This window comes from Thermobifida sp. (genome assembly GCF_017577275.1).
Lineage (GTDB): Bacteria > Actinomycetota > Actinomycetes > Streptosporangiales > Streptosporangiaceae > Thermobifida > Thermobifida fusca.
This window is the reverse complement of record NZ_PITY01000034.1, coordinates 38974-57999: the sequence shown is the minus strand read 5'-3', so window position 1 is coordinate 57999 and position 19026 is coordinate 38974. Positions and strand designations below refer to the sequence as shown.

Sequence of the window (19026 nt, the reverse complement as noted above, 5' to 3'; positions counted from 1 at the left end):
CCCCCCAGCCACCGCACCCAAACCCGAAGCCCCACCCGCTCCCACCCTGCCCGCCGCCCAAGAAAAAGTGCTCCGCGCCGTCCGCGCCGCCAACCCCGCCACCGTCCTCGTCCTCACCAGCGGCTACCCGTTCGGCATCGTGTGGGCCGACGAACACATCCCCGCCATCCTCTGGTCAGCCCACGGCGGCCAAGAATACGGGCGCGCCCTCGCCGACGTCCTCTTCGGCGACGCCGACCCCACCGGACGCCTCACCCAAACCTGGTACCGCTCCGCAGCCGAACTCCCCGACCTGTTCGACTACGACATCATCGCCAACGACGCCACCTACCTGTACTACCTCGGCTCCCCGCTCTACCCCTTCGGGCACGGACTCAGCTACACCACCTTCGACTACACCGACCCTGAAGTCCACGTCACCGACGACCACGTCACCGTCCACGTCACCGTCACCAACACCGGCGACCGCTTCGGTGAAGAAGTCGTCCAGTGCTACACCCACCAGCGGGTCTCCCGCGTCAAACAACCACTCCGCAAACTCCAAGGATTCGCCCGCGTCGCCCTCCACCCCGGCGAATCCCGCCGCGTCCGCATCGACTTCCCCATCCACGCGCTCGCCATCTGGGACGTCACCCGATCCCGGTTCGTCGTCGAAGACGCACCCCGCACCGTCCACCTCGGACGCTCCGCCAAAGACCTGCGGGTCTGCGCCCCCCTCAACGTCCCCGGCGAACCCATCGGCCCCCGCCCCGCCACCCGGCTCCACGCCGCCGACAACGACGAATACCACGGCGTCGTGCTGTGCGCCGCCGCCAAAGACCGCGGAGACGCGGTACGCGCCACCGAACCCGGCGCCTGGATCGCCTTCCTCGACGTGGACTTCACCCCCGCCCCCAAGGAAGCCGTCATCTGCGCCAACACCGACCAGCCAGGCACACTCACCCTGCGCATCGACAACCCGATCAGCGGCCCCACCGTCGCCACCGCCGACATCCCCGCCGCCACCGACCACTTCGACTTCACCGAAGTCCGCATCCCCGTCGACAGCGTCACCCGCCGACACGACCTCTACATCGTGTTCGAAGCCGCAGGTACCGCCCTCTCCTGGATCGACCTGTCCTAAAAACAGGTGGGGCGGCACCCCCACGGGAGTGCCGCCCCACCATCCGAGCTCACGCCATGTTCCACCCCAAACGGGAACCCATCGTGCGCATGAAGCCCAGTTTCTGCTGACCAGCCTTCTGCTGCTCCCCGTGCAACGCGTTGAGCACCACCAACACGCCCGTCAACGCGGGCACCGCCCACTGCGCCACCCGCAGCTTCCGGGACGTGTCCTCCAACTCGGAGTTCGCCGACGGCGCGCCCCCAGGCGTCTCCGACGCTGCCTCTTCAGCACGCCGCCCCAACATCCGGGAATACGCGGTGGCACCCAGCGCCGCCGCCGTCACCGCTGTCTTCGCGATCGTCGAAGCAGCCACCCCCTTCTGGTGCATGACCCGCTCCCGGTTCGCCCCCAACAGGCCAGCCCCGCCGAGCAGATGCGCGCCGATCGCAGCAAGGTTCAGCGGCGCCCACTTGTCCCACCCCGCGCCAGAAATCCGGATCGACTCGTCGAGCCGGTCAGCCTCCTGCTCAGCGGCCTTGTTCAAACCGACCGCCCCCATCAAGGAGCCGCCGAACCACGCGGCCAACCCCAGATCGTGCAGGCCGCGTATCACAGTGTTGCGCTGGGCCATCTGCATCATCTGCATCTGCATTGCAGGCGCCTCCAGGTGAGAAACAGGCTCGAAGTTCGAGCGGCCCCTAGCCCAGGAACACCAAAACAATCACTGAAACACGTATGGAATTCCCCTTCCGCCCCGTCCTGCGGCACCAATCCTGAGGGCACAACACGAGGAGCACGACCGCGAGCCTGCCCCGTACCAGCAGAACACCGCCGCACCCAGTCCAGACGGCCCCACCCCGAAAACCACCAGACCGGGCCCCGCAGCCGCCACCCCCTTACCGGTCAGGCCGCACTACTGCCCGGCGGCAACGGCAACAACCCGGTATCCAACGCATCGATCAACGCCATAGCGCCGCCGCGGGCCGCCGCACTCAACCCCAACGTGGACGGCTCAATCCGGCAGTTCCCACTGTTCGGCGCGAAAGAATACGCAGCCATCGCCTCCCGGCACGACGGCAACAGCCACGGCGACAGCGGCACAAAATACCCGCCGAGAATAATCGCGCTGGGATTCAACAAGTTCACCAGAGTCGCTGCGGCACGCCCCAGCCACTCCCCGGCATCCTCCAACGCCTGCACCGCCGTCGCATCCCCTGACTCCGCGCGGCGCACCGTCTCCGCAACCAAGGACTCCACGACACTGCCCCGCACCGGCCCCTCCGGAACCAGGTCAGGGACCGCGCGGCGCAGGATCGAATCCAACCCCGCCAACGCCTCCAAGCAGCCGTCCTGCCCGCACGCACATGCCGGCCCGTCCTTGAGCAGCGGAATATGCCCGACCTCCCCGGCGAACCCGCTCGCCCCGCGCAACGGTTCACCGTTCATCAGCACACCCGCGCCGATACCGACCTCACCCGTCAAATACACCAAGTCCATGGTGCGCGCCAGATGCCCGCCCCGGTACTCGGCGACCGCACCCAGATTGGCGTCGTTGTCGACCCGCACCGGCGCCCCCGCCAGCGGAGTATCCGCCAGCAGCTCAGTGAGCCGCTGCTGCAACGGGAAATTCCGCCACCCCAAGTTCGGAGCATTCGTGACCGTCCCCGAACTCACATCGACGAGCGCGGGAATCGCCACACTCACCCCCAGCAGGGGACGATCCCGTAGCAAAGGGTCCGCAACCGTCTCCAACAGCAGCGTCTTGAGCTGCTTCGCGCACTCCTCAGGACCGGCAGCCCGAGCGTCGAAAGCCACATGCCGCGTCAGCACCTCGCGCTCCAACAGGTCCAACGCCGCCAACGCGAGATAGTCGACGTTGACCTCAAGCCCGAGAGCCACCAGGGTCGACCCGTTGATCGTCAACATCATGCCGGGACGCCCCACCCGACGCTCGTTGACCAACCCGGTCTCACACACCAGACCCCGGTCGATCAACTCAGCCACCAAGCTGGACACAGTAGCCTTCGTCAACCCTGTCGACGCGGCAACCACCGCCCGGGAACAGGGAGCACTCGTCCGGATCGTGCGCAGCACGATCCCCAAGTTGGTCTCCCTTACCGCCTGGAAACCAGCCGGTCCCTCGGTAGCGCCCACCATGCGATGGCTCCCTCCCGGTTGACGCCCGCCACGGCGTTCCTCCACCACGCTTTCCTACCAGTCTGCTCGTTACCGTCCAGGCAAGGATTGACAATCAATTCGTTCAAACACAAAACTAATAGATGTCCAGCAGTCCCACCAAAGAGAGGCACCATGCCGCTCGTCGCCGGAGTTGACTCCTCAACCCAATCCACCAAGATCGTCGTACGCGACGCAGAAACCGGAGCCCTCATCCGTCAAGGCCGTGCCCCCCACCCTGACGGAACCGAAGTCAACCCCCACGTGTGGTGGCATGCCCTCCTCAAAGCCGCCGAAGGGGGCCTCCTCGACGACGTCGCCGCCATCTCCATCGCCGCCCAGCAACACGGCATGGTCGCCCTCGACGCCGACGGCACCCCCGTCCGCGACGCACTCCTGTGGAACGACACCCGTTCCGCAGACGCCGCCACCGACCTCATCAACGAACTCGGTGGCCCCGCCGCATGGAGCCAAGCCGTCGGCTCAGTCCCCGTCGCCAGCTTCACCGTCACCAAACTCCGCTGGCTCGCCCAACACGAACCCGACAACGCCGCCCGAGCCGAAAGCATCCTCCTGCCCCACGACTGGCTCACCCAACGCCTTACCCAAGCCGCCGAACCCGTCACCGACCGCGGCGACGCCTCCGGCACCGGCTACTACGACCCCGCCACCAACACCTACCGGACCGACCTGCTCACCCTCGCCTTCGGCCGCGAACTCCGCACCCCGCGAGTCGCCGCCCCCGCCGAAGTCGTCGGCAGCGTCACCACCCCCGAACTCCCCGCCATCGACGTCGTCGGCCCCGGCACCGGCGACAACATGGCCGCCGCACTCGCCCTCAACGCCCGACCCGGCGACGTCGTCGTCTCCATCGGCACCTCCGGAACCGCCTTCGCCGTCGCCGAAAAACCCACCGCCGACCCCACCGGCACCATCGCCGGATTCGCCGACGCCACCGGACGCTTCCTCCCCCTCGTCTGCACCCTCAACGCAGCCCGCGTCCTCACCGCCGGAGCCGCTGCGCTCGGCGTCACCCTCGAAGAATTCAACCAACTCGCCCTCACCGCACCCCCCGGCGCCGGCGGCCTCGTCCTCCTGCCCTACCTCGACGGCGAACGCACCCCCGACCTGCCCAACGCCACCGGCCGCCTCGACGGCCTCACCCGAGCCAACCTCACCCCCGCCAACCTGGCCCGCGCCTTCGTCGAAGGCATGCTCTGCGGCCTCGCTGACGCCGTCGACGCCCTCGTCCACCAAGGTGTCCCCGTCAACCGTGTCCTCCTCATCGGCGGCGGCGCCCGCTCCGCCGCAGTCCGCGCCATCGCCCCCCAAATCCTCGGCCGCCCCGTCACCATCCCAGCCGAAGGCGAATACGTCGCCGACGGCGCCGCCCGCCAAGCAGCCTGGGCACTCTCCGGCAAACCCACCCCACCCGAATGGGAAGACGCCGGAACCGTCGTCAGCGAAGCCGACCCCACCCCGCAGGTACGCGAACGCTACGCCGAAGCCCGAAACCGACTCGAACCGTAAAACCAAACCGACAACGAAAGAGGCCCACATGAGCAACTACCAGCCCACACCCGAGGACCGGTTCAGCTTCGGACTGTGGACTGTGGGATGGCGCGGCCACAACACCTTCGGCAAGGCCGTACGCCCGCAACTCGACCCCGTCGACGTCGTCTGGAAACTCCGCGAACTCGGCGCCTACGGCATCACCTTCCACGACGACGACCTCCTCCCGCCGGACAGCACCCCCGCGGAACGCGACGCCATCATCAAACGCTTCACCCGGGCGCTCGAAGAGAGCGGCATGACCGTCCCCATGGTCACTACCGACCTCTTCAGCCACCCCGTCTTCCGCGACGGCGGCTTCACCTCCAACAGCCGCGACGTGCGCCGCTACGCCCTGCGCAAGGTCATGCGCAACATCGACCGCGCCGCGGAACTCGGCGCCCGCACCTACGTGTGCTGGGGCGGCATGGACGGCGCCGAATACGAACCCGCCAAGAACATCTCCGCCGCGCTCGACCGCCTGCGCGAAGCCTTCAACATCCTGTGCGAATACGTCCGCAGCAAGGGCTACAACCTGCGGTTCGCCCTCGAACCCAAACCCAACGAGCCCCGCGGCGACATTCTCCTGCCCACCATCGGCCACGCCATCGCCTTCATCAACGAGCTCGACCACCCCGAAATGGTCGGCCTCAACCCCGAAGTCGGCCACGAACAGATGGCCGGACTCAACTTCACCCACGGCATCGCCCAAGCCCTCTGGCACGGCAAACTGTTCCACATCGACCTCAACGGCCAGCGCGGCATCAAATACGACCAGGACCTGCGCTTCGGCGCCGGCGACGTGCGCGACGCGTTCTTCCTCGTCAACCTGCTGGAAAGCAGTGGCTACGACGGACCGCGCCACTTCGACTTCAAGACCCCGCGCACCGAAGACGTCGACGGCGTGTGGGAAGCGGCACGCAACTGCATGCGCAACTACCTCATCTTCAAGGAGAAGGCTGAAGCGTTCCGCGCCGACCCCGAAGTCCGCGAAGCCATGGAAGCCGCCCGGGTCTTCGAACTGGAGCAGTCCACCCTCGCCGAAGGGGAGACCCTGGACGACCTGCTCGCCGAAGACATCAACCTGGACGAAGTGGCCCAGCGCGGCTACCACTTCGAACGCCTCGACCAGCTCGCCCTCGACTACCTCCTGGGCGTGCGCTAACCACTATTCCGCCCCGTCAACGTGGGCGGCCGCGCAGGCCGCCCACCGCTCTCCGCAGCGGGGGCGCGGAGAGCACACTGGGGCGGATCCTCACCTCCACCCCGCACGGGCCCGCCTGCCACCAGCCCCAGGCCTAGCCCGTGCGGGGTATTCGTCTTCTCTCTAGAAGTTCGCCACCTGCATCACGTAGCGGATCTGCCTACAACGCTGTCCCGAGGAATCACGCCAGCATCAGGGGATTTTTCGACAAGAGTCTTCTCACCACGCTCTTCGGACCGCGCCTCATCTCCCACGGGTCTACCACTACAGCAGCACGTGCTTCTGTCTCCGGCAGGGAGCCGTTCTGTCCACAACCGATACACCCCCACTTGCCCGCTGCAACACGGCACCTCGTTCAGGAGAATCAGAACTTGGTCAGAGCAGAGCGCCCATTCCGTTGCTGTCTGCGCTACTGGGGAAACGGAGCTTAGCTGCCGAAAACTTGCCATTCCGGCGACTAAGCCCTCGGAAGCAGGATGTTCGAATTGGATATCTCCGATAACTTTCCGTGTCCAGGAAGAGTGTGCGGTGGCTGAAAACATGCAGCGCAGTAACTGGCTTCCACCAGGCCCTCATCAAAAATGGGGATATTTAGGCAGTTGGGACAGGAAGAAACAGATCTTAGATAAGTTGAAGCCAGCGCACTCTCTATGAGTAGAGGCGTGTCACAGCAATCATTCCCTTCCTCGAAGGAACTTCTTCCCTAGAGGGCTGGCTTCACCAGTCGCTGACTTTTTATCAGTCGGAGGCAACGATGCATCCCCCATATCAGCCGCCCCAGCCGCCGCCCCAGCAGGGCATGTCCACAGGTGCAAAGATCGCGCTATTCGGATGTGGCGGTTGCGGCGGTGTGCTGTTTCTGTTCATCGTTTCCGTGATACTCCTGGGAATCGTGGCGAGCAGCAGCAGTAGCAACAGCGGCAGTAACAGCAGCGGTAGCGGTGGAACTTCTTCGGCATCGACCCCGACTGAGGAAGAAGAGTCATACACGGTGGGCGACGCTGTGACACACGGCGATTGGGAGATCACTGTGCTGAGCGTCGAGGAGGGGGTTACCGAGATCGCTGAAAGCTACAGAACACACGTTCCGCAGGGCCAGTACGTGGTGGTTGAACTCCGCGTAAAAAACGTTAGCAGCGGCCCAGAGTATTTTGAGGACGGCGATCAGGTGCTCATAGACACTGAGGGAGCCATGTATCGGCGGGACGTGTCAGCCTCGTCTGGAATTGACTGGCTTGAGGTAGTGAATCCTGGAGTGGAAGTCGAAGGAAAACTCGCATTTGACGTGCCAAAGGCTTTCGAGCTGTCGCACCTGCTCGTCAATGGCGAGGGAAGTTTCTCCACAGGGGTCCGCGTGGATGTCAAGTAGCTGAGCGGAGGCTACTGCGGCTGCGGCACCGCAGAAGGCGATGCCTTCCTGTAAACCAGCTTTCTATCGCAGAAAAGTAGACCCTGTTACACCGAGTGACAGGGTCTAACGTTTTCGAAACCTATCCGTGTCTCACAGTACAGGCTTCAGGGGAAAAGACGGTCTATCCCCACGTGCGTGGGGCTCACTATCGTGGCGCCAGCCGCCTCAGGCCGCGGCACCACCGTGTGGCTGGAACGCATAGACGACGACCTGGACACACTCGCGGACCGGTTGGAAGAAGAGCTCGCCGAGGGCGGCTGTGCCCTAGTCGTCCGCAACACGGTCGACCGAGTCCACGAGGCCGCCGCCCACCTGCGCCAGCGTTTCGGGAACGACCAGGTGAGCGTCGCCCACGCGCGTTTCGTGGATGCGGACCGGGTCGAGAACGACACGCGGCTACTGGAAACCTTCGGCTCCCCCGACAAAGTCCCGCAAGCGGGAGGCAGCCGCCCCACAAAACACATTGTGGTCGCCAGCCAGGTAGTGGAACAGTCTTTAGACGTTGACTTCGACCTGCTGGTCAGCGATCTCGCACCAATCGACCTGCTGTTGCAGCGGATGGGCCGCCTGCACCGCCACCAGCGCGGGAAAGAGCAGTGCGAGCGTCCCCCGCGGCTGCGCGCCGCGCGCTGCCTGATCACCGGGGTGGACTGGACAACCAGGGTCCCCCAACCAGTGAAAGGCTCTCGGACCATCTACCGGGACTATCCACTGCTGCGCTCCCTGGCGGTCCTGGAACCCTACCTCGCCGAGACTGCTGGGCAAGGACAAGCGATCCGCCTGCCGGACGCTATCCACCCGCTGGTGCAGGCAGCCTACGGCTCCGAAACGGTCGGCCCCGCCGAATGGCAGGAAACCCTGGAAAAAGCCCGAATCGCCGACGACGCCCACCAAGCCGACCAGTGCGGCCGTGCCAGGGACTTCCTCCTCGGACCAGTGAAGAAACCCGGACAACCCCTGACCGGATGGGTAAACGCCGGGTTGGGAGACGCCGACGACACTCGCCGCGGTGCCGCCCAAGTCCGTGACAGTCAGGAAACCCTGGAAGTCCTCGTCGTGCAGCGGCGCGCCGACGGTACGCTCACCACCCTGCCGTGGCTAGGCAAGAACCGCGGCGGGTTGAAACTGCCCACCGATGCTGCTCCTCCTGTCCGGCTTGCCCGCATCGTCGCTTCTTCAGCGCTGCGCTTGCCCTACCAATTCAGTTCCACAGCCAAAGTTCTTGACCAAGTCATCGCCGAGCTTGAAGCCAACTGCATCCCGGCGTGGCAAACGAAAGAAGCGTATTGGCTGGCAGGCGAACTGATCCTGTTTCTCGACGAGAACTGTCGTAGCCACCTGGCGGGCTACGAACTCCGCTACACCCGTGCCAACGGCCTTGAGGTCCACCGTGACAACTGACGCACCCTCCTTTAACCTGATCACGCAGCCGTGGCTGCCCGTGCAATACCGGGACGGCACCGAAAAAGAACTGTCGCTGCTCGAAGTCTTTAAACAGGCGCCACTTTTGCGCCGACTCGTCGGCGACGTGCCCACCCAAGAGTTCGCCCTCCTACGGCTCCTACTGGCGATCCTGCACGACGCGATTGGCGGCCCAGAAGACTCCGACGAGTGGGCTGAACTGTGGACGCAAGACGAGGCAGAACAACAGCTGCCCTTCGACTGCATTGCCTCATACCTGGAGCAGTACTACCACCGCTTTGACCTGCTGCACCCCACCACTCCGTTCTTCCAGGTCGCTGATTTGCACACCCAGAAGAACGACGTGTTCTCCCTAGATCGGATCGTCGCCGATGTCCCCAACGGGGAGCTGTTCTTCACCATGCGGGCCCGCGGCGTGGACCGCCTCAGCTTCGCTGAAGCCGCCCGCTGGCTAGTCCACGCCCACGCCTACGACACTTCCGGCATCAAATCCGGTGCTGTAGGAGACCCTCGGGCCAAAGGCGGCAAAGGCTACCCACAAGGAGTTAGCTGGGCCGGAAACCTCGGTGGCATTCTGGTCGAAGGCGCCAACCTGTACGAGACACTGCTGCTCAACCTGGTGGCGTTCGACACCGACAACCTCATAGTTACCCCCGAGGACCGCCCGGCCTGGCGGCAGCCACCCACCACCGCCGCCCCCGCAGACGACGAAGAACTCGCCCAACGCCCGTACGGTCTATGCGACCTCTACACCTGGCAAAGCCGCCGTATCCGACTGCACTACGACGCCGACGGTGTTTACGGGGTTCTGCTCGCCTACGGCGATCCGCTCGCCCCGCACAACAAGCACAACCACGAACCGATGACCGCCTGGCGGCGCAGCCCAGCCCAAGAGAAGAAACTGAAAAAGCCACAGGTCTACCTGCCGCGCGAACACGACCCGACACGCAGCGCCTGGCGGGGCCTCGGCGCCCTCGTGGCCGGGGAGGCAAGTGGAGCTGAACAGCGTGGCGAAGCCGCAGCGATCGTGCGCCCCCGCATCCTCGACTGGGTGGCACGTCTCGTCAACGAAGGCTTCCTGCCCGAAGACTACTTCATCCGCACCCGGCTCATCGGCGTCTCCTACGGAACCCAGCAGGCCGTCATCGACGAAATCGTCGACGACCACGTGGCCATGGCCGTGGTCCTGCTCCACGAACGCGACAGCGGCCTGGGGCGCACCGCGATCAAAGCAGTGGAAGACGCCGAAAAAGCAGTCACCGTCCTCGGAGGCCTCGCCGCTGACCTCGCGAAAGCGGCCGGAGCTGACCCCGAAACCCCACGTGCTGCAGCACGTGATCGCGGATTCGGCATGCTCGACGGTCCTTTTCGAACCTGGCTGGCCACCCTCGCCCCCGGCACAGACGCCACCGAAAGACGCCGCGCCTGGCAGCAGAAAGCCCACCGCATCATCAGCGACCTTGGCAGGCAACTCGTTGCAGAAGCAGGGGAAGCTGCATGGAACGGCCGGGTCATCAAGGGCAAAAACACCGATGTCTGGCTCAACGCTTCCCGAGCTGATCTGAAGTTCCGCGCCGAACTGAAAAAGGAGCTTCCCATGGCCACCAGTGAACAGACAGGTGAGGCAGCATCGTGACCACCACCGAAACCCCGAAAACCATCTCCTTGACATGGGTGGGAACATTCGTCGACCAACGGGTCCGAGAAATCCAGGAAGGCTACCGCCTCGACAATCCCCGCGCGGTAGCGACCCTGGCGCGCCTCCGCAGAGGAGCAGGCAAGGAAATCGGGGACACCCCCGACTTGTGGGGGCTCATCCTCGACGACCGTTTCTACGCTGACGCCCCTCCCCTCAAAGAAAAAGACATGGAAGTCGCGGAGAACTCCGCGCACATCGCCCTCACCCTCTACGCCATCCACCAACAGTCACGCCGCGACGACCGCATGCACCAACGTGGCTGGGGACTGGGTGAGGCAGTACGCAGACTCATGCCTTCAAGCGAAATCGACGAACCGCTCCGCAAACGCTTTGTGCAAGTCGGCCACGCCGTCACGTATAAAGCTCTCGCTCAGAGGTTGCGCGAAATCGTCACCCTGCTGCGCCGCGACGCCATCCCCCTCGACTACGGGCTGCTCGCTGACCAGCTCTACCAGTTCCGCACCCCCCAAGGAGCACAACGCGTCCGTACTGCCTGGGGACGCGGATTCCACGCCTACCGGCCCAAGACCACCCAAAACCCTGACTCCACCACGACGACCGAAAAGGACAACTCATGAACCGCACCATTCTCGACCTGCACATCCTGCAGACCGTCCCGCCCAGCAACCTCAACCGGGACGACACCGGCGCCCCCAAGACCGCCAACTACGGCGGGGTGCGCCGCGCCCGCGTGTCCAGCCAGGCGTGGAAACGCGCCACCCGCATGGCCTTCAACACCCTGCTCCCCCCGGAAGACCTCGGTGTGCGCACCAAGCGGGTCGCTGAAGTGCTGGCCGAACGGATCCGCCGCCACGACGATTCCATCGACGAGCAGAACGCCTGGACCCTGGCCGCGGAAACCATTCAGGCCGCCACCGGTAGCAAGATCGAAGTGCCCAAGCGCAAAGCCGACACAGCAAAGAAGGAAGGCAAAGCCGCTCCGGCCCCCGAATCCTCCTACCTGATGTTCCTCAGCAACCGCCAGCTCGACGGCCTGGCTGAACTCGCTCTCGAAGGCCGCGCCGACATCAAGGCGTTTTTCAAGGACAAAGACAACAAAAAGCGGGCTAAAGAGATCGCCGACACCCGCCACTCCGTCGACATCGCCCTGTTCGGACGCATGGTCGCCGACGGCGCTGACATCAACGTCGACGCCGCCGCCCAAGTCGCCCACGCGATCAGCGTGCACGCGGTAGAGAACGAATTCGACTACTACACCGCTGTCGACGACCGCAACCCCGACAGTGAAACTGGCGCGGGCATGATCGGCACCATCGAATTCAACGCCGCCACCCTCTACCGCTACGCTGCCCTCGACGTCGATCTGCTGCGCAAGAACCTCGGCGAAGGGCTTCGGGAAGACGAGCCTCTCACCGAACCGCTACGCCGTGCCGTTGAAGCGTTCATCCGCGGCTTCGTCGAATCCATGCCCACCGGCAAGATCAACACCTTCGGCAACCACACCCTCCCCGACGTGGTGATCGCTAAAATCCGCACCTCCCGCCCGGTGAGCTTCGCTAGCGCTTTCGAAGAACCCGTCACCGCCACAAACGCCGGCGGATACCTGAAACAGGCTTGCGAACGCCTAGCCACCTACATCCCCGAGATCGAACACGCCTACGGAGTCAAAGACGACACCGACACATGGCTGGTCTGCGTGGGACCCAACACCAAGGCACTCACCAGTCTTCCCGGCGCACAGGTGACCCTCTCCGAACTCGTCACCGCCGTCGGTTCAGCAGTCGCACAGCGGATGGCAGACCGGTGAAAGTCCTGACACTACTGTTGGCCGGCCCCTTGCAGGCGTGGGGGGCCGCCTCCCGCTTCACGCGGCGCACCACCGAACACGCCCCTACCAAAAGCGGTGTCCTCGGCCTGCTCGCCGCCGCCCAAGGCCGCGAACGCACCGACGACCTGTCCGACCTGGCTGCCCTGCGCTTCGGCGTACGCGTCGACCAGCGCGGCACCCGCATCCGCGACTTCCAGACCGCTATACACCTCGACACCGGAAAATCCATGCCGGTGTCCGAACGTTTCTACCTGGCGGACGCTGTGTTCGTGGCAGCAGTCGAAGGCGAAGACACCCTCATCGACACCCTGCACCAGGCAGTACAGCACCCCGTGTACCTGCCCTACCTGGGGCGGCGCTCCTGCCCACCCTCCCGCCCGATCAACCTGGGCGTGCACAGCGGAAAACCGCTTGAACAAGTGTTGGCAGAAGAAAAGTGGCATGCCGCCAACTGGTATCAGCGCCAACTACGCGACCTTCCGGAGGTCCCCCTCGACCTTCTCGTCGACGCGCCCCCGGGTGATCCTGGTGCCGACAGCCTGCGTGACCTGCCAATCAGCTTCGACCCGGTGCATCGCCGCTACGCCCTGCGCGGCGTACGCACGTTAACAGTCACCGTGCCTAACCCGCAGGCACGCAAGACCACACCGCCCAACCACGACCCCACCCCACTCCTGGGAGAACCTCATGTACCTCACCCGCTTTCGCCTTAACACCGCGCGTAGCGGGGCACGTAAACTGCTGGCCTCCCCGCAAGCTATGCACGCCGCCGTCATGAGCTCTTTCCCGACCCTGCTGCCCAGCGACACCGACGGCCCGCGTGTGCTGTGGCGAATCGACCGCACCTCCAGGGCTGAAGTGTTCCTCTACATCGTCAGCCCGCCCAAACCTGACCTGACCCACCTCGTGGAGCAGGCCGGGTGGCCAACCCAACCCACGTGGGAAAGCTACGACTACACTCCGTTTCTGTCCCGCCTAGCAAAAGGAGACGTGTGGGCGTTCCGGCTCACTGCCAACCCTGTGCACAGCATCCGCCGCAAAGCCGGGGAACCCACTAAACTCACCGCACACCTCACCCAGCGCTATCAAAAATAGTGGCTGCTGCAGCGCCAAGACGCTGCGGGATTCCGGGTAGTGGAGAAACCTGCGGAAAAGCGTCGCCTTCCCGAAGGCGACGAACACGAACTGATCGTCCACAACCGTCGCGACTGGAACTTCTCTAAAGGAGCTCGAAAAGGCCGTCCGGTCTCTCTTGTCACTGTGACCTTCGACGGTCGGCTCGAAGTCACCGACCCCGACGCCCTACGTCGCGCGCTCATCTCGGGGATAGGTCGCGCCAAAGCCTACGGATGCGGCCTGATGACCCTGGCCCCAGTGGGCTGACCGGGGAGCACTACCGGGAAACGGTGCGCCTCCAGTCTGCGTGAACTCACCCGGGCATCTGGCCGGTGGCCCTTCGCCTACCTAGGACGGGGTACCGTGCGCCGCGACGCCAACGCCATTACCGCGGAGGACGGCGAAGGGACCACCCACATCCCCTCCGCCACCATCGGAGTCTTATCACTGGGGTCCTGCGCCCCCACCGGGGCGGCCGAGGGAGCGTGCGCGGCCGCCCATCCCCACGTGCGTGGGGCTCTCCCGCGCCCCGCCCAACGTCGGCGGGGCGCCCCCATGGTCCATCCCCACGTGCGTGGGGCTCTCGTCTGGATGGAGCTGGTTCGTCGTGGTCATCACCGGTCCATCCCCACGTGCGTGGGGCTCTCGGGCCTAACGCCATGGTGAGCGCGTCCGCGTCCGGTCCATCCCCACGTGCGTGGGGCTCTCCGCCACCACCACGGTGACGATCTCCTCCAACGCGGTCCATCCCCACGTGCGTGGGGCTCTCTACACCCGCATCCACCAGCCCGTCTAAGGCCGCGGTCCATCCCCACGTGCGTGGGGCTCTCACAGCGGGGGCAGGAGATTCCCGGGGACCTCGTCGGTCCATCCCCACGTGCGTGGGGCTCTCGTGCAGCGACAGTAGGTGCCGGTGTGTAATTCCGGTCCATCCCCACGTGCGTGGGGCTCTCGCCGTGGTAGGCGGCGTCTAGACGGATGAGGGCGGTCCATCCCCACGTGCGTGGGGCTCTCGATGCGGGCGATCGTGGTGCCGCGCTGGGTGGCGGTCCATCCCCACGTGCGTGGGGCTCTCCTGAGGGGCTTCCATGCGGTCCGGTACCAGGCCGGTCCATCCCCACGTGCGTGGGGCTCTCAAATCCACGCCCTCCACCCGATAGGTGGCGACCGGTCCATCCCCACGTGCGTGGGGCTCTCCGGTGGCTACGCGGCGCGCCGCCTGGCGGGCCGGTCCATCCCCACGTGCGTGGGGCTCTCGAGTTTTTTTGATGGTGTTGGGGTGCATGCCCGCGGTCCATCCCCACGTGCGTGGGGCTCTCCAATGACTGAGTCCCGTCCCGACACCCCCGGACGGTCCATCCCCACGTGCGTGGGGCTCTCACGACGGCAATCCCCCACTCCATCGCCAGTTTCGGTCCATCCCCACGTGCGTGGGGCTCTCGCCTGCAGCGTGGGAATTCGACTGTGACGGGGCGGTCCATCCCCACGTGCGTGGGGCTCTCTGGCCGAGTCTCTGCCTGATCAGGACGCCAAGCTGGTCCATCCCCACGTGCGTGGGGCTCTCATCGAGGATTACCGGGCGGCGATTAACGACGCGCGGTCCATCCCCACGTGCGTGGGGCTCTCGGATGACCAGGTGCCGAACCTCAACCCCGTGGCGGTCCATCCCCACGTGCGTGGGGCTCTCAACAGTGCGTGTTCCCGCACAAGGTCTCGGTGGCGGTCCATCCCCACGTGCGTGGGGCTCTCGGTAAGTGCCTCATGGCCCTGATCAAGTAGTGCGGTCCATCCCCACGTGCGTGGGGCTCTCCACGTGTGAGGGTTCGGATCGTCATCGTGCTCCGGTCCATCCCCACGTGCGTGGGGCTCTCCGATGGGTGTGAGTGTCATAATGGTGGTGTTCCGGTCCATCCCCACGTGCGTGGGGCTCTCCGGTGATTGAAGATGAGGGCGAGTGGCGGAAGCGGTCCATCCCCACGTGCGTGGGGCTCTCTAGGGTGATTTTGTCCCCATACCAATACGGATCGGTCCATCCCCACGTGCGTGGGGCTCTCGGGGGTGGCGCCGCACTCGTCGACGATCAACGCGGTCCATCCCCACGTGCGTGGGGCTCTCAGTTGTTGACCTGCAGTTTTGTGGGCTGTTATCTTCGCGTTATCTGTCTGGTGGGCGTGCTTCCCTCTGCGGGCACTCTAATCCAATTTTGTGGAATTGCCTCACTCAAGTTGCTTGGAACGCTATGTTCTGCGTGCTAAGGCAGCAGAACTCAGGAGGAAACGTGCCCGAACACGATTCTACAGATGACAAGCACGGTATCCCACCGCTCGACTTGAGGTTCTGGGCGAAAGAACGCGGCCTTCGCGGCAAGACCTACCCCTTGGTGTGCCATTCCCTCGACGCTGCTGCCGCGGCATTGGTGTTGTGGAACGAATATCTCTCTCCCGGGCTGCGAGACACGATCGCTTCGTCTATGGAGACTGACGAAGAGCACGCGGGACACTGCATCGCTTTCTGGGCGGGGTTGCATGACATAGGGAAACTAACCCGAGAGTTCCAACAGCAGATCGCTATCGACCTTTCCGCTTATCCCGGGGAGGAGCTCAGTGGGGAACAAAGGTCCCATGCTGCCGCGACCGGTAAATGGCTGCCGTTCGCGCTTCCTTCACTCGGCTATCCCAACGGAGGACTAGTCACCGGCCTCGTTGCCCAGATGCTTGGGGGCCATCACGGTACGTTCCACCCACACCCCTCTTTTCAAAGCCGCAATCCGCTAGCGGAGTTCGGCTTTTCCTCGCCGCACTGGGAGAAGCAGCGCCACGCCCTGCTGCACGCAGTTTTTGATGCGACGGGGCGTCCCACACCTCCTGACATGCTTGACGGGCCTACAGCATCGGTCGTGTGCGGCCTGGTCATCCTTGCTGACTGGCTGGTCAGCCAGGAGGATTTTCTCCTGGAACGTCTCACCTCCCTGCCCGCAGACGGTTCCGCGTCTGCACTGCGCGCCCACTTTGAAACGTCGCTACGGCGCATCCCCTCACTTCTCGACGCCGCGGGTCTACGGCCGATCACAGTTCCTCCGGCCACGTTCACTGAGTCGTTTCCGCACCTGAGCAAGCCCAACGGCCTTCAAGCATCGTTGGCGAAACACCTTCCTTGCCTGTGCACCGGTCCGGGATTAGTGCTGATCACCGCGCCCATGGGTGAGGGCAAGACCGAAGCCGCCTACCATGTGGCGGATCTGCTGGGGAAGGCAACGGGGCGCCCCGGACGTTTTCTTGCGCTTCCCACCATGGCCACTGCTGACCAGATGCACACCCGGCTCAAGGAGTACGCACGCTACCGGGTGGAGAACACAGACCTTCCGCGCTCCTCCACGCTGGCCCTCCTGCATTCAATGGCGTGGCTGAATCCCGACTACGCCCCCGCCGACCTGCCAGGCGTGTCGAAAGTGCTCTCTAATCTCGGGCACCGCGATCCGTTTGCCGCAACTGACTGGCTGATGGGGCGTAAACGGGGCCTACTCGCCCCCTGGGCAGTCGGCACAATCGACCAAGCACTCATGGCGGTGCTGCGTGCGAAACACAACGCGCTGCGCCTGTTCGGGCTTGCTGGGAAAGTGGTGGTTGTCGACGAGGCGCACGCGGTCGACCCTTACATGCAGGTCCTCTTGGAACAGTTGCTGCGCTGGCTGGGCATGCTTGATGTGCCGGTAGTGCTGCTGTCGGCGACCTTGCATCACAGCATCGCGAACTCACTTGTCAAGGCGTACCTGGAAGGTGCCCGAGGCAGAAGGTGGAACAGGTCTGAACCGCAGCCTGTTTCGGAGGTCTCCTACCCTGGCTGGCTGCACGTTGACGCTCGGATCGGAAAAGTGACTCGCAGCAGCGACGTCGACCCCTTGCCTATCGCTACGACTCCCCGCAAGCCCTTGGAGGTGCGGCTTGTGGACGTGCCGGTCAAGGAGGGAGCCCTAAACCGGTCCACGGTGCTCGCTAAGGAGCTGACTCCACTAGTGAAGCAGGGAGGATGCGCAGCGATCATCTGCACCACGGTTGCTGAAGCCCAGGGAGTCTACGATCTGCTTTCCCAGTGGTTTGCGACGCTCGGTGAGGACGCCCCCGACCTTTACCTGCTGCATTCGCGGTTCCCTAACCGGCAGCGCACGGAGATCACCGCGACCATCGTTGACCTGTTCGGTAAAGAAGGTGCACAGAGCGGACGGAGACCCACTCGCGGCGCTGTCCTGGTAGCCACCCAAGTGGTGGAGCAGTCCCTCGACTTGGACGTGGATTTGATGATCAGCGACCTCGCTCCAGTGTCGCTGTTGCTGCAACGGGCGGGACGCTGCTGGCGGCACGAACACCTGGGCATCATCAACCGTCCCCAATGGGCCAAACAGCCCGAGCTTGTGGTACTCACCCCGGAACAGAACGGCGACGCTGATGGGGCTCCGTGGTTTCCGCGTTCCTGGACATCGGTGTACCCGCTGGCATTGCTCCAGCGCACGTACACACTGCTGCGCCGCAGGAACGGGGCCCCGGTGCAGATTCCTGAAGACGTGCAGCAGCTTGTGGACGACGTGTATGACGACGACTCGCTCGCTGAAGATCTAGAAGCAGACATGGAGCGCATGGGGGAGGAGCTGGCACAACGCGGCTTGGCGCGCAACGCGGTCATCCCCGACCCAGACGATGTGGAAGACAACCTGAACGGGCTCACCGAGTTCAGCTTTGATGTGGACGAGCACGTGCTCGCGACCCGGTTCGGTGCCGGTTCAGTCCGGGTGTTGTGCTACTACGTGGACACGGCGGGGAACCGCTGGCTTGACCCTGAATGCACGGTCGAGTTTCCTGAACAGGGCACGGGGCGAGAGGGCCGGTTCACCATGGCAGACTGCCGCGACCTGGTGGCCCGCACGATCCCGGTGCGTATGGGTCCCTGGGCGAGTCAACTCACCGAGGACAACCATCCTCCTGAGGCATGGCGGGAGTCGTTCTACCTTCGCGACCTGGTTCTTATACCTCAACGTGTGACAGACGAGGGCGCGGTGCTCCCCACTGAAACCGGTGGACGAGAGTGGTTGCTTGATCCCTGTAAGGGGCTGATCTTTTGACCCTAGAAGTGGGTGTGGTGCCGTGGCCTGGTTGGCCGGAGGATTGACCGCGGCACCGTGCCCTACCGCCTTCCGCCCTTTCGGGCTCAGGAGTTGGGCCTCGGACGTCCAGTCGAAGGTGTCCTCCAGTGTGGGTGTCTGGGCGTGTGGGGGGAGACAAGGAAGGGTCCGGGGCAGCCGTCCTGCCTCGCCTGTGGACAGCTGACTTTCTGAGTTCTAGGAATCTCGGACTGCGAGTAGTAGCAGGGAAAATCGCTCCGTAGCTAGCACGTCAAGAACACCCTCGAAAAATAACTCTCCGCAAAAAGAAAATCACATTCAGCGAGAGAATGGGATTCTCAAGATAAGGGATTAGGTCCCGATCTGGAAGAACGGAGCAAACCGTTCCTCGCAGGTCTATCTATCACAACAAATTCCCATTTTTTGCTGTCCGCTTCTGTG

12 protein-coding genes, 1 pseudogene and 1 CRISPR repeat array are annotated in these 19026 nt (G+C 64.4%); of the genes and pseudogenes, 11 read left to right on the top strand and 2 right to left on the bottom strand.

Annotated elements, in window-relative coordinates:
* On the top strand, positions 1-1123 hold a 1123-nt coding region (locus tag CW348_RS15410), incomplete at its 5' end, for a glycoside hydrolase family 3 protein (RefSeq protein WP_287464154.1).
* Between the two features lie 49 nt (positions 1124-1172).
* Here CW348_RS15410 and CW348_RS15405 read toward each other — a convergent pair.
* Together CW348_RS15405 and CW348_RS15400 are read right to left on the bottom strand one after the other, a co-directional pair.
* Positions 1173-1757 carry a hypothetical protein gene (locus tag CW348_RS15405; RefSeq protein WP_011292032.1) on the bottom strand — a complete coding sequence of 195 codons (585 nt, stop codon included), beginning with the start codon at positions 1755-1757 and terminating at the stop codon, positions 1173-1175.
* Positions 1758-2008: 251 nt separating this feature from the next.
* Positions 2009-3262: an ROK family transcriptional regulator gene (locus CW348_RS15400; protein ID WP_011292031.1), complete on the bottom strand. Its 1254-nt coding sequence runs from the start codon at positions 3260-3262 to the stop codon at positions 2009-2011.
* A 153-nt stretch (positions 3263-3415) separates the two neighbouring features.
* Between CW348_RS15400 and xylB the strand changes: the two genes are divergently transcribed.
* The 10 genes and pseudogenes from xylB to CW348_RS15345 all read left to right on the top strand — a co-directional run bounded on the left by xylB (position 3416) and on the right by CW348_RS15345 (position 18585).
* Positions 3416-4810 (top strand): xylulokinase, encoded by a 1395-nt coding sequence (gene xylB, locus CW348_RS15395; protein ID WP_104613067.1) that lies wholly within the window; start codon positions 3416-3418, stop codon positions 4808-4810.
* Positions 4811-4838: 28 nt separating this feature from the next.
* A complete protein-coding gene (gene xylA, locus CW348_RS15390; RefSeq protein WP_011292029.1) occupies positions 4839-5996 on the top strand; it encodes a xylose isomerase in 1158 nt (385 codons plus the stop codon).
* A gap of 838 nt (positions 5997-6834) precedes the next feature.
* Entirely contained in the window at positions 6835-7404 is a 570-nt protein-coding gene (locus CW348_RS15385) for a DUF4352 domain-containing protein (protein ID WP_038043725.1), read from the top strand.
* A gap of 177 nt (positions 7405-7581) precedes the next feature.
* On the top strand, positions 7582-8847 hold the full coding sequence (locus tag CW348_RS15380) for a hypothetical protein (protein WP_338114584.1): 1266 nt from the start codon (positions 7582-7584) through the stop codon (positions 8845-8847).
* Positions 8837-10504: a type I-E CRISPR-associated protein Cse1/CasA gene (gene casA, locus CW348_RS15375; protein ID WP_011292026.1), complete on the top strand. Its 1668-nt coding sequence runs from the start codon at positions 8837-8839 to the stop codon at positions 10502-10504. The genes CW348_RS15380 and casA overlap by 11 nt, the downstream gene beginning before the upstream one ends.
* Complete coding sequence (casB, locus tag CW348_RS15370) at positions 10501-11145, top strand: type I-E CRISPR-associated protein Cse2/CasB (protein WP_011292025.1); 645 nt, start codon at positions 10501-10503, stop codon at positions 11143-11145. The genes casA and casB overlap by 4 nt, the downstream gene beginning before the upstream one ends.
* Positions 11142-12335 carry a type I-E CRISPR-associated protein Cas7/Cse4/CasC gene (cas7e, locus tag CW348_RS15365; protein WP_011292024.1) on the top strand — a complete coding sequence of 398 codons (1194 nt, stop codon included), beginning with the start codon at positions 11142-11144 and terminating at the stop codon, positions 12333-12335. The genes casB and cas7e overlap by 4 nt, the downstream gene beginning before the upstream one ends.
* Positions 12332-13069 carry a type I-E CRISPR-associated protein Cas5/CasD gene (cas5e, locus tag CW348_RS15360; RefSeq protein WP_016188723.1) on the top strand — a complete coding sequence of 246 codons (738 nt, stop codon included), beginning with the start codon at positions 12332-12334 and terminating at the stop codon, positions 13067-13069. The genes cas7e and cas5e overlap by 4 nt, the downstream gene beginning before the upstream one ends.
* Positions 13044-13739: pseudogene (cas6e, locus tag CW348_RS15355) on the top strand (type I-E CRISPR-associated protein Cas6/Cse3/CasE). The gene cas5e and the pseudogene cas6e overlap by 26 nt, the downstream one beginning before the upstream one ends.
* Before the next feature lie 226 nt (positions 13740-13965).
* Positions 13966-15587: a CRISPR direct-repeat array (repeat unit 29 nt; unit sequence CGGTCCATCCCCACGTGCGTGGGGCTCTC).
* A gap of 163 nt (positions 15588-15750) precedes the next feature.
* Positions 15751-18585, top strand: a complete 2835-nt coding sequence (locus CW348_RS15345) for a CRISPR-associated helicase/endonuclease Cas3 (protein WP_104613119.1) — start codon at positions 15751-15753, stop codon at positions 18583-18585.
* Positions 18586-19026: the final 441 nt, after the last annotated feature.

Excerpts from the sequence above, each read along its gene's own strand:
- CW348_RS15405 (WP_011292032.1), bottom strand. The coding sequence starts at position 1,757 with ATGCAGATGCAGATGATGCAGATGGCCCAGCGCAACACTGTGATACGC.
- CW348_RS15400 (WP_011292031.1), bottom strand. The coding sequence starts at position 3,262 with ATGGTGGGCGCTACCGAGGGACCGGCTGGTTTCCAGGCGGTAAGGGAG.
- xylB (WP_104613067.1), top strand. The coding sequence starts at position 3,416 with ATGCCGCTCGTCGCCGGAGTTGACTCCTCAACCCAATCCACCAAGATC.
- xylA (WP_011292029.1), top strand. The coding sequence starts at position 4,839 with ATGAGCAACTACCAGCCCACACCCGAGGACCGGTTCAGCTTCGGACTG.
- CW348_RS15385 (WP_038043725.1), top strand. The coding sequence starts at position 6,835 with ATGTCCACAGGTGCAAAGATCGCGCTATTCGGATGTGGCGGTTGCGGC.
- cas7e (WP_011292024.1), top strand. The coding sequence starts at position 11,142 with ATGAACCGCACCATTCTCGACCTGCACATCCTGCAGACCGTCCCGCCC.